1 protein-coding gene (running past one end of the window) is annotated in these 12,387 nt (G+C 62.5%); it reads left to right on the top strand.

Going from position 1 to position 12,387, the window contains the following annotated elements; genetic code table 11:
- Positions 1 to 12,387: the end of an Ig-like domain-containing protein gene (locus tag EC912_RS13970; protein ID WP_132145087.1), read on the top strand. The gene continues 23,859 nt to the left of window position 1, outside the view; the window shows 12,387 of its 36,246 coding nt (coding positions 23,860–36,246); the start codon falls outside the window, past its left edge; the stop codon is at positions 12,385 to 12,387.

The following is a 12,387-nucleotide window of genomic DNA, read 5'->3' as shown; positions in this document are numbered from 1 at the left end:
AACGACCGGGGCGATTACACCATCACGCTCACCGCACAGGACAACGGCAATGGCGACCCATCGCGCGTACTGGCCCAGTCCATCAGTTTCGTCGTCACCGCGCGGAGCCTGACCGAACCGCCGGCATTCGCTTTGCCCGACCAGATCGTCGCCGTTGCCGGTCAGCCGATCAGTTTGCCGGTGGTTGTCAGCGATCGCGACCAGGACGCTTTGACGTTCGGCACCGCAGGTCTGCCGGTTGGCGCGACGCTTGTTCCGACGGGAGTATACGGACAGGCGATCTTCACCTGGACACCGACGGCCGACGATCTTGGCGCGCACGATATCGTGTTCACCGTAACCGACAGCGGCCTGCCGCCACAGGATCAGGGCACCACGAATCCGGCATCGCCGGTACCCAACGTCACCCGGCATACCGTGCGCATCATCGTTCGCGCGGCAAACACCGCACCACAGCTCCTTGCGGTGCAGTTGAACGGCAACGCGGTCGCCGATTCCGTCGCGCCCTCGGTTCCCGTCGTGCTTTCGGCCAACGAAGGCGCTGCGATGTCGCTCGACCTGTTCGCACGCGATGCGGACAGCGACCTCATCAGCTGGACCGCGACGGGCCTGCCTTCGGGCATGCAGATGTCCGTTCCCGCGGGCGGCGGTCACGCGACGCTGAACTGGACACCGGGATTCTTTGCCGCGCAAAGCGACAACACCGGTGGCAAGAGCCCCGGCATCTATCGCTTCACCGTGACGGGAAGCGATGGCGCCGCCGTGTTTACACGCACCTTCGAGCTACACGTCGCCAACGTGAACCAGGCACCGGTCATCCTTCCGATGCCGCTTCAGCTGGTTAACGAAGGTGACACGACATCGTTCACGCTGCGTACGATCGACGTCGACGGCGACCCGCTGCATATCAGCCTGATCTACGACGAAAACACGCCGGCAAGCATCATTTTCAACGCGACAACCGGCGAGTTCGAATGGACGCCGGGGTATGACACCGTCAACAACGCATTGGGAGGAAGCCGCGACTTCGCCTTCAAGTTCACCGCGACGGATGGCAGCCTCACTACCACGCAGACTGTGCATGTCCGTGTCTTCGACACCAATCGCGCGCCTGCCCTGTCGGTATCGAGCCACGCCATAACGATAGGCCAGGACTGGAGTATTCCGGTCGAACTCGGCGGCACGGATACCCTGCGCGGCATTCACGCTTCCGATGCGGACGGCGTCACGCAGACGCAAGGACTGGTCGTTGCCTTCTCGGGTCTTCCCGATGGCGCCGTCTACGATGCGCAGACGAAGAATCTTCGCTGGACGCCCGGCCCGGGCCAGGTCGGCGATTTCGTCATCACGGCGATCGTTTCCGATGGGCTCGCTACGGTCCGCAAGACGTTCACCGTGCGTGTCGTCGCCGATGCGTCGGCCAACGCACCGTCCATTCTTGTCGACAGCGTGCCGGGAACACCCGCGCTTCCCGGTCAATCCATTCTGGTGACGGTGCGCGCAAGCAGCTTCAGCGCCATCACCAGCATGGTCGTCCAGGTACGCGGAACGGGGCTTGCCAGCGACACATGGCAAACCGTTGCGCTCGATTCCAGCGGGCGTATGCGCCTGACCGCCACGCAACCCGGCCTTATCGACGTGCGCGTGATCGCCACGGATGCGGACGGATTCGTCGGGACGCGCGATAGCCAGTTGCGGATCAGGGACGCAAGCGATATCGCGGCACCCGTACTCGCATGGAGCGGTGCCCTTTCCGGTGGCACCGCCACGGGGAAACCGGTCGACGTCACTTCGCCGCTCGCCCTGGCCGCCTCGCTGAGCGAGCTTCAGCTCATGGGCTACCGCCTTGAAATCGCTTCGGCCGACAGCGACCAGTGGCGGGTACTTACCAGTGCCGATCTCGCCGCGGCGACGGTCGACCAGTCGTTGACCCTCGGTACGCTGGACCCGGCCGCTTTCGGCAACGGGGTGTATCGCCTGCGCCTTACCGCATGGGACCTGGCAGGCCGCACCAGCCAGATCGAAACGCGCCTTATCGTCGATACGACACAGAAGAATCCGACGGTCGCCGCGATGGGCGACACGACGTACCAGCTCGGCGGTCATGCGTTTACCGTGACCCGTACTCCGGCCAATGGCACCGGTGCCGACTTCGGCAACTGGTCGATGGCCGGCTTCGACACGGGCCTGTCCACCGACCAGCTCGCCATGACGGCGACCGGTACCACGGCATCGTGGGTGGAAGGCGCGCGCGTGTGGTTGCAGATGCCGGCGAATCTCGGCGATGGCAATGCTCCGATGCGTTACCTCAGCTTCGACCTCGCCACCATCGGTACGCCGATGGTCGGAAGTGCGAATGCGCCCGTCACGTATCGCGCGTCCTTCGGCCAGGATCAGGGCTGGTCGCTCGATGCGCTGGGCGGCGACACGCTGCAGCGTCAGGGTACGCATCTGTACGACCAGATCACCGGTCTTCCGTGGCAACCGGCCGGCTATGTGCTCACCGCACCGGACGGCACACGCTACAGCCTCGATACCGCGGGGAAAATTACGGCGGTCGCCTTCACCGACGGCACGAAATGGCTGGTATCGGATGCGGGCATTGCGCTCGTGGGCGGTAACGCATCGGCGCGCGTCACCATGGTCCGCGACGCACAGGGCCGTATCGTGCGCATGACCGGTCCCGTGGATACCGCGGGGCACTCGCGTACCACGGTCTATCTTTACGACACGGCCGGCCGTCTCTCGCTCGTTCGCGCGCTGGACACGGCCGATACCGGGCACGCCTACGGTTACGACAGCAATGGGCAGCCTTATCCGGACGTCGTCACGGCTAATCTCGGCACGGCGGCGAACTGGCTGGGCAATAGCAGTGGAAACACCTGGTCGGGTGGCCTTTCCAATCAGGGAACGACCACGCTGGGCTTTACGGTTCGCGACAGCGAACTCGCTTCGAGTGTGAAGATTCCCGGCACGACCGGCGCAATCGTCCTGGCCATCAGCGTCGCCTTCGACGACGCCAGTTCGACGGTCGATATCGTGGGTGGCGATATCCTCGGTCGCGTGCTGCACAACGGCGTGCTTACGCTGCTCGTGCGCGTCGACGAAGCGGGTCTGAAGCTGATCCGGCTGACCGGCAACGGTCACGCCACGGTTTCCATATCTGTCGCCGGCGACCTGAACCACGACGGCCGCATCGACGGTGCCGACACCGCGGCGTTTGCCAGCGACCTCGCAGGCGGCCTGGCGGCTGGCGATATCAATGGCGATGGAAACATCGATCAGGCCGACCGGCAGTTGCTATATGCGAACTACGGATGGCGCGCGAATGGCGCGCCGGAGGCATCGGCCTCGATACCCGCGGTGCTCACGCATACGGACCTGGGCGTTGCCATTCCGCTGTCTTCTATCGCGCAGGACTATGAAGGCGACACATTGTTCTGGAAGATCGTCGGCGTCACGCACGGCAGTGCGCGGCTCAGTGCCGATGGTCTCTCCGTCATCTTTACGCCGGAACCCGGTTATAGCGGTGTCGCCGCGATTTACGTCAGTGCCGACGACGGCTATTCGAGCAGTGCGCCTATCCAGCTCAACGTGACGGTGAGTGCCGCCAAACTTACGGGCATCCATCTGGAACCCGTTGGCGAGGTATTGCCGGGTCAGGCCGTGCACGTAAAGGCTACGGTCGATTTCGAGGATCAGGCGGGTGTCGACATCAGCGCGGACTCCGGCTATCTCACGCTCACGCTGGGCAATCTGAGTGGCCTGGGCGTTACGGGGCCGGCCGCTGTCACGGTCGACGACGCAAGGGATTTCCTCGTCACCGTTGGAACGGGCCCCGTGCTGCTGATCGCATCGCACGTCCGCGCCGACGGCTCGGTGGTCCGTACCGTCGAAACGTTCAACGTCGCAGCGACGGCCATCACGGACGCGCAGCCAGACGCGCCGCTGCCACTGGTCACGCCCGATGTCTATCCCGCGACGCTGGCGATGGTCGAAGGCGGTACGCGCCAGATCAAGGTGCATGCCACCGATCCTTACGGCGATGCGGTCGTCGACGTGAGCCATGGTCAGGTCCTGTATGTCTCCAGCGACGAGACCGTGGCGACCGTGGATGCAAACGGTTTTGTCACCGCCGGCGCGGTCGGCGTAGCGCGTATTTTCGTGATCTATGTCTACACAGGTCGGCTGTCCGACGGAACGATCCTCACTCAATCCGTCGCCATGGGCGAGGTGTTGATTCATGTGGACAAGGCTGCGGTTCAGACGACGCCGCAGGCCATCGAGATCTCGCATGATGTGGGTGGCGTTGTCAGTTCCACGACAGGCGAGACGGTTCTCATCGGCGCAGGCGCAATGCCCGTCGATACATCCGTGTCCATCTCGCGTATCTCGCTCGACGATCCCTCCCTGCCCGGCGCTGGCGGTGTCCCCGGTACGGGCGTACTCGTCCCGCTGGCGGCCTTCCACCTCGACCTTGGCGGCACGAGTTCGAATTATCCGTTGCAGCTTGCGATCCCCGTGCAGGGTTCGGGTCTTGCGTCGGCCGGCGACGAAGTGCTGTTCCTGCGCAAAGGACAGGTACCGGGTCCCGATGGAAACATGATCGATACGTGGTGGATCGTGGACAACGGTTTCGTCGGAGCCGACGGTGTCGCCAGGACGGCCAGTCCGCCCTTCGACGGTGTGGACAGTTCTGGCGAGTACTACGTCATGCGCGGCATCCCCGGCGTAATTTCCGGGCAGTACGAACTGGCCATCAATGCGGGAACCTGGCTGACGTTCGCTGGCCTCGGTCTCACCATGGGCGGCGGATTGGCCGGTACGTTGATGTATTCCGGCCTGATCGATTCGCTGGCCCAGGCCGCGACGTCGCTCTTCGCCGGCTCGTATCACTTCGGCATTCCGCAGTCCGCCAACATTCCGCTGCCCCAGGTACCACCGGGCCAGATCGGCAAGATCAACACCGGCGCCGCCCTGCCTGTTGTCCAGACGCCAGACGGCAGCGTCGCGTTGCCGAACATTACGGCGATCGCGCCGGTTGCCGGCACCGACCAGATCACGATCACGATTACCAGCAATAACCCGGGAGCTTTCGCGGGCACGCTGGTCTTGAGAGCGATCCTGGCCGACGGCACGCCCATCGACGTCAAGACGGGCATTCCGGGTACGACGACCGGCAATATCACCGTGCAGGTGCCCCCGGGCATCGCGATCGGTTCCGTACGCTGGCAGCTGGTGCGGCAGATTCCGACGAGCGCGTTCACGGCGTCCGGCACACTTACCTCTGGATCGCCTCGCGAATTCAAGGGCAATCTGTTCGGCGTGTCGCCGCTGCCGAACATCGTCGCCGTCATGACCCGGACCGGTATCGACTTCCTCCGCGAGAACACTGTCCTGGGCCAGGTCAATCTGCTCGAGCGACTCGGTTCGACCGTCCTCGCCGGATACGTTACCGGCACCAAGGTGCAGCCCATTGCATTTTCCGACGACTACACGCGTTGCTACATCGGAGGCAATGGCGTCGTCTACGTGATCGACACGATCACGTTCCGGATTTTCGACACAATAGCGATCGCGGGCGGCAAGAACATCACGAGCCTGCTCGTCGCCGGGAATCGCCTGCTCATCGGCGAAGGCAGCAACTACGGCTCGGGTGCTGGCAACTTCCAGCTGCGCGCCATGGATATCGACCCGGCAAGCAAGACGTATCGCAACGTGGTCTCGATCCAGGGCACCGGCATCGAAACGACGGTCTACGGCGTTTCGTCGATGACGGTCGGCCCGGACGGGCGCACGCTGATCGTCGCGACACCTAAGAACGCGAACTCGACGATGCTCGGCGACAGGACGAAGATCGGCAACGTGCTTATATTCGATCTGTCCACGCTCAAGATGGCGACCGGCCGGATCGATACGCCGATCCCCGCATCGCTTCCCGGCGATGGCTTCAGCGGAAAATCGCCGCAGAGCATCGTTGCAACGACCGACGCCGATCACTATCTCGTCACGAATATCGAGGATTACAACCGAGGCCTGTCGACTCTTGTCCTCACTCGCGACAAGTCCGGGCATGTCATATCCGCCGTCATGAATTCGATCGACCTGTCGCAACCGACGAACGCCATTATTTCCGACCGCCTCGACATACAGCGGGCGCAAAGCGTGGTGCTCGTCGTTCGGGACGGCGTCGAATACGCCATCGTTTCGGACGATAACTACAACTTCAACGATCCGTACTACCGGGCGATGTTCGAGGCCCCGGACTTCATCTACATGCCATTCGGTCCCCCCATCGCGGTAGGTGGCAGTGCCAGTGCGAAGAAAGTCTCGGTGGGCGGCAAGCTGGGTATCATTCGCGACCCGTTCGGCAAGAGCGGTGCGCCCCAGTATCTGGGCGCCACGTTGCCGCTGGACGGTTACGGCATCATCAACCTCAGTCTTTCCGCCGACGGAAAGGTCCTTGTCGGCCAGCTGAAGGGAGGCTTCGGCACGGTCAATCCGAACCAGCAGAATCCGAACCTCGATCATTCGTGGAGTATCGACGCGCTGCTGGATGCGACGCTGGCAATGAGCGACAAGGATCGCCTGTCTCATCACATCAAGATCGGCGAAAACGGAGAGCAGAACATTCCGTCGCCGACAGGTGGACCGATCGGCGTACCCGCCGGTACCGAAACCAGTAGCGGTTCTACCACTACCACCACTACGAAGTTCATCACGGGCACGGGCAGCCAGAACGGAACGACGCAGGACCAGGCGTTCTCCCTGACGATTCCCGGATCGGCACACCAGCCGACTTACGTCACCATCGAAGTGGACAGCGAGATCGGCTCGTTCCTGAAGGCCGGCGCGGGCAGTCTCGGCCTGACCACCCAGAACATAACGATTGCCGCCGGTTCCAGCGCCTTTATCGCGGCCGATGCAATGACCCTTGCCGAGATGTATCCGGCCAACAAGTTCTCATTGCTGACCGGCGACGAACTCTACGGCGGCCAGATCAAGATCACGATCGTCGTCAACGGTGTGAAGACCGTGAAGATCTACCAGATCGTCCGCTGGGTCGATGCAACCGATGCGGTCGCAGCGCTCAAGATGATCGATCCGACCAACCCGGCATTCCAGCCGGGAGGGATGCTGGCGTCCGAAGTCGTCAACACAGCCAGCGCGGTGTTCGAAAACACGCTGGCGGACGGTGCGGGCAATGTCGTCCGGATCAAGGAAGTCACCATGCATCTGTCCAGCTCGATGCATCTGGATATCGGCGATGACGGAATCAACTCGGAGTTCACGTTCGGTGCCGCACAGAACGGTGCGGTGCAATGGAAGTTCGATCCGCTGGCAACCGGAAGTGGGTTCGACGATATGCATGCGTCGTATTCCTACGACACGCTGAAGATCAGGAACGCAGACGGTACCCTCATCGGCGCCCTCGACGTCCGGGGACGGAAAACCAAGCCGGTTGAAGTCAACCTTAATCTGGACGGCCTGCGCGCCGAACTCCTGCGTATTTTCAGTACAGCGGGAGTCATTACCGGCACGCCGGCAACCGGTTATACCTACCACGCCGCCGCTCCGGCTACGGGGTCCAGCACAGGTGTATGGGCAGCAGGCCCCATTCCACTCAGCGCGACGTTCGTCAGCACATTCGGTGCGTTCCTTGGCGGCTATACGCCATATACGGGCACGGGCCCCAAGACCGCCATTCAGATCGCCTTCGAGCAGATGGTCGCGGGGATCGTCGGCGATGTCGCCGCGGCGATGCGTCAGGTGTACGCAGGCGTGCCCGGGATTACTTTTGTCAACAATGGCGGTGCGACCGGTTGGACGAAAGGTCCGACGATGCTCTGGGGCGACGCAGGTAAAAGCGTCTATGGCTACATGGACCCGAACGTCAATCCTTTCTATTCATACGACTCGAAACGGCACTTCCCGCCCGATCCGGGCTGGATCGATACGATACTTATGACCAACCGGCCCGGCACGACCGGAATCCCCGTCGTTGCCAAGGAGTGGGCACTAAGCGACGCACTGAATATGACGGTGCCCGATATCGTGTACGTCGCCGTGGGTCGAAGCATGTCGTGGACAGGGGGTACCACCTTCGGCGCTTTCCTTGTCAACACGATGGCACATGAAATGGCGCATACCTTCGGCGTAGGCGAGGACTATTTCGTTGGGACTCCGGCTTCGCCGGGAGTTCCGGCAGTGTATGGACAGCAGTTCGTCTATCCAGGCGTATCCGGCGGGATACCGAACGTTATGGGTTCCGGTGGCGACGGCGATGGTTTCCTGCAATTCCTGTCCGAACAGAAAACCATCCTGAAGGTAGCTGTCGGATCCCAGTCGAGCACCGTCAATTCGTTGCAGGCAGCGATTGCCTTCTACAAGGCGACGATGAATCTTCTGACATCTCTTAATGGCACTCCACGTGCCAGCGAAGGTGCTATAGCGGTCGGCGGTACCGCGTCGACCACCCTGCCGGCCCAGGTCATTCCGTACGATGCGGTAACGGTGACGCAGGCCCAGACCTCGTCGGCATCCCACGCTAACGTGACCATCAATCGCGATGCATCGACCGCCGATGCGTCGAGCGCGGCGGTTCCCAAGCTGACGAACGGCGAAGTGCTTTCGTTGACCGAGGCCGGAGATCGGCAGACGGCGGTAACCAGGGCACTGGTGGTCGGAGAGAACGATCGGTTCCTTCGTTTCACGATCTCCGATCTCGCGCTGGGTGCAACGGGCGGTTCTCCGCTGGATGCCTTCGAGGCGCTTCTTCTCGATGCGGTCACCGGTCGTTCGCTCGGCGGCGCCATGGCGCTGTCCCGCACGGACGATATGTTGAACGTGCAAGGCAATGGGCAGCAATTCCTTGCCAGCGGGATCGCTTACGTGACCCACCCCGATGGCAGCCGGACCTATGTGGTCGATCTGCGCGGCATCCCCGCCGGCACGGCCCTCTTGCTGTCGTTCGATATTCTCGGGTTCGGGCCGCAGGATAGCCACGTGACCATCCGCGATATCGGATTGATGGGCGACCCGAAGGCTACCGACGACGCCGTGACGCTGAACGAGGATACGTCTGCCCGCATCGATGTCGTTGGCAACGATGTCAATGCGGATGGAACGACGGCGGTTATCGTGAACGGTCCGGCGCACGGCACGCTGACCCTGAATGCGGACGGCAGCTTCGGCTACACGCCCGACGCGCTCTGGTACGGCACCGACACATTCACCTATGTTCTCGACAACGGTAAAATCCAGTCGAACGTAGCCACCGTGAACCTGACGGTGCAGAAGGTGAACCATGCACCGGTGACTGGCGATTTCGCCGTGTCCCTGAAGGAAGACGGCAGCGCGATCGTCGACCTGGTGAGCCATGCGTCCGATATCGACGGCGACATGCTCGTCGCCCGGGTCGTCGATGGCCCGCTGCATGGAACACTGGTGCACAACGCCGATGGCACGTTCTCGTATACGCCAGCGGCCGGCTTCCACGGCGCCGACTCGTTCACCTACGTGGTGAACGACGGCAGCACGGACTCGGCGCCTTCCACGGTTTCGTTGAACGTCGAACACGTGAACCATGCACCGTCGGCGCACGACGCTACGTTGCAATCGCTCGAGGAACAGACGGCCACGGGCAATGTCCTGACCTACGCGACGGATGCGGACGGCGATTCGCTGGTGGCGGAACTTGTCGGCGGTCCTTTGCACGGTACGCTGCTACTCAATGCCGACGGCAGCTTCACCTATCGCCCGAACGACCTATATCGCGGCAACGATACCTTCAGCTACCGCGTCAGCGACGGCTCGATGACCTCGGCGGTAGCTACGGTGACGATCGTAATGGTGCCGGTGAACCACTTGCCGGTAGCGCACGATATCGCCGCCACGGTGGCGGAGGACGGTTCGCTGTCGATCGATCCACGGACGGCGGCCACGGACGCCGATGGCGATACCCTGGCGGCTTCGATCGTCGACGGTCCGCTGCATGGCACGTTGGTTCGTGGGTCCGACGGTCTGTATACCTACCGGCCGGACACCTACTACGCAGGTGAGGATCGCTTTACGTTCTCCGTGAACGATGGCTCCGGAAACTCGAACGTCGCCACCGTCACGCTGACAGTGACGGCGGTGAATCACGCCGCCGTGGCGATCAACGATACGGCTTCGACCGATCAGGACAAGGCTGTCACGATCGACGTTCTCGCCAACGATACGGATATCGACAACAGCACCGGTCTCAACGCCGGCTCGCCGCTTCCGGCCAACGCCGGCCTTACCGCACGCATCGTGGGCCAGCCGGCCAACGGTTCGGTGACGGTGAACGCCAATGGCACGCTGACCTATACGCCGAAGCCCGGCTTCAGCGGCACGGACAGCTTCACCTACGTCGCCAACGACGGCCAGGTGGACTCGGCGGTCGGCTCGGTGACCATTACGGTGCGCCAGACGAATCACGCACCGGTGGCGAACGACGACGAGTTCAGCGGCGTACAGGGCAAGACCATCGTGTTGAACCCGCTCGCCAACGACGTGGATGTCGACGGCGACGCGCTCTCCGTGGTGCTGGTATCGGGTCCGGCGCATGGTGTGTTGACGCGCAATGCGGACGGCTCGCTGAACTACGTTTCCGACGGAACCTGGAGCGGTACGGACACCCTTACCTACCAGGCCAGCGATGGCAAATCGCTGTCCAACGTGGCGACCGTGCGTCTCGTGATCTCGGCTGCAAACCATGCCCCGACCGCCGCGAACGACAGCGTTCGCGTCCATAACAACCAGACGGCAGTGGTGAATGTACTGGCGAACGATCGCGACGCGGATGGCGATGCGCTCAAGGCACGTGTCGTCAGCGGTCCCAAACACGGTACGTTGACGGCCAATGCCGATGGCACCTTCAGCTATTCGGCGGACTGCTGGTATACGGGCACGGATACGTTCACTTATGTAGCCAACGACGGCAAGGCCGATTCGAATGTCGCGACGGTTACCGTCACGGTGCTGGGCCCCAATCTGCCACCTCTGGCCTTCGACGATGTCGCGGGCGTCAACGAGAATGGCTCGGTACGTATCGATCCGACCGCCAACGACTGGGATATCGACGGCGACCCGCTTACGGCGCTGCCCCTGTGCGGTCCCAGCCACGGCACGTTGGCGCTGAATACGGACGGCACGTTCACATACACACCGGACGCCAACTGGTACGGCCTGGATGGATTCACCTATCAGGCATTCGACGGTCAGTACCGATCGAATCCGGCCATGGTGTGGATACATGTGGCCCATGTGAATCAGACGCCGGTAGCGAACGACGACGCATTCACCGCCCGTGCCGGCGTAGCCACCGTACTGAACGTACTTGCCAACGACACGGATGCCGACAACGACAGCCTGACGACGAAGCTCGTGAGCTCGCCGAAGAACGGTGTGCTGACGCGCAATCGCGATGGCAGCTTCAGCTACACGGCAAAGACGGGATTCGTGGGTACGGATACGTTCACGTATACGGCGACCGACGGTTCGCTGACATCGAAGCCGGCGACGGTGACGATTACCGTGCTTGCGCCGAATCACGCACCGGTCGCGCGCGACGACAAGGCAACGACCAACGCGGGTACGCCTGTACGGATCGACGTGCTGGCGAACGACACGGATGCGGATGGCGATCGCCTTGCCACGCTGCTCGTCTGTGCCCCGAGCCACGGCAAGCTGGTTCTGAACGGTGACGGCAGCTACACATACACGCCGGACAAGGGATGGTATGGCACCGATGGCTTCAGCTATCGGGCAACCGATGGCGATGCGCGATCGGACGTGGCCATGGTCAACATCACCGTGCAACCCGTAAACCATGCACCCACGGCACAGAGCGCGACGTTCCAGGTGCAGAAGGATGGCAGCGTACGTATCGACTTCGACTGCCTGGTCAACGATCCGGATGGCGACTGCCTGACGCTCAGCCTGACCAACCCGTCGAAGGGCACGCTCAGCCGCAATCGCGACGGTAGTTACACCTATCGTCCGAAGAGCGGTTTCACCGGCACCGATGTATTCACTTACTCCGTAACCGACGGCAAGCTGTCGGCAAGCGGCACGGTGACGCTGGTCGTGTCGAAGAATCCGCCCTGCGGCAACGCGATGAGCCTTGTCTTCGACGCGACGTCGGGTGACTCTGGCAACAGTTCACAGACCGGTGGCTACATCATCCTCAATCAAGGCTCACGATCGTCGGATGTCCCGGTCATCGACTGGAATGCGCCCGCAGTCGCCTCGGGCACGACGGTATCGGGCATCGACTGGTGGCAGGACGTTTTCGAAGGAGGACGTCCCCGCGTGGACGAACTCGCGAAACAGAGTGGATTGATCGTAAAACGCGTCTGA

It is taken from the genome of Luteibacter rhizovicinus (assembly GCF_004342265.1).
Lineage (GTDB): Bacteria > Pseudomonadota > Gammaproteobacteria > Xanthomonadales > Rhodanobacteraceae > Luteibacter > Luteibacter rhizovicinus_B.
This window is presented reverse-complemented; position numbering and strand designations above follow the sequence as displayed.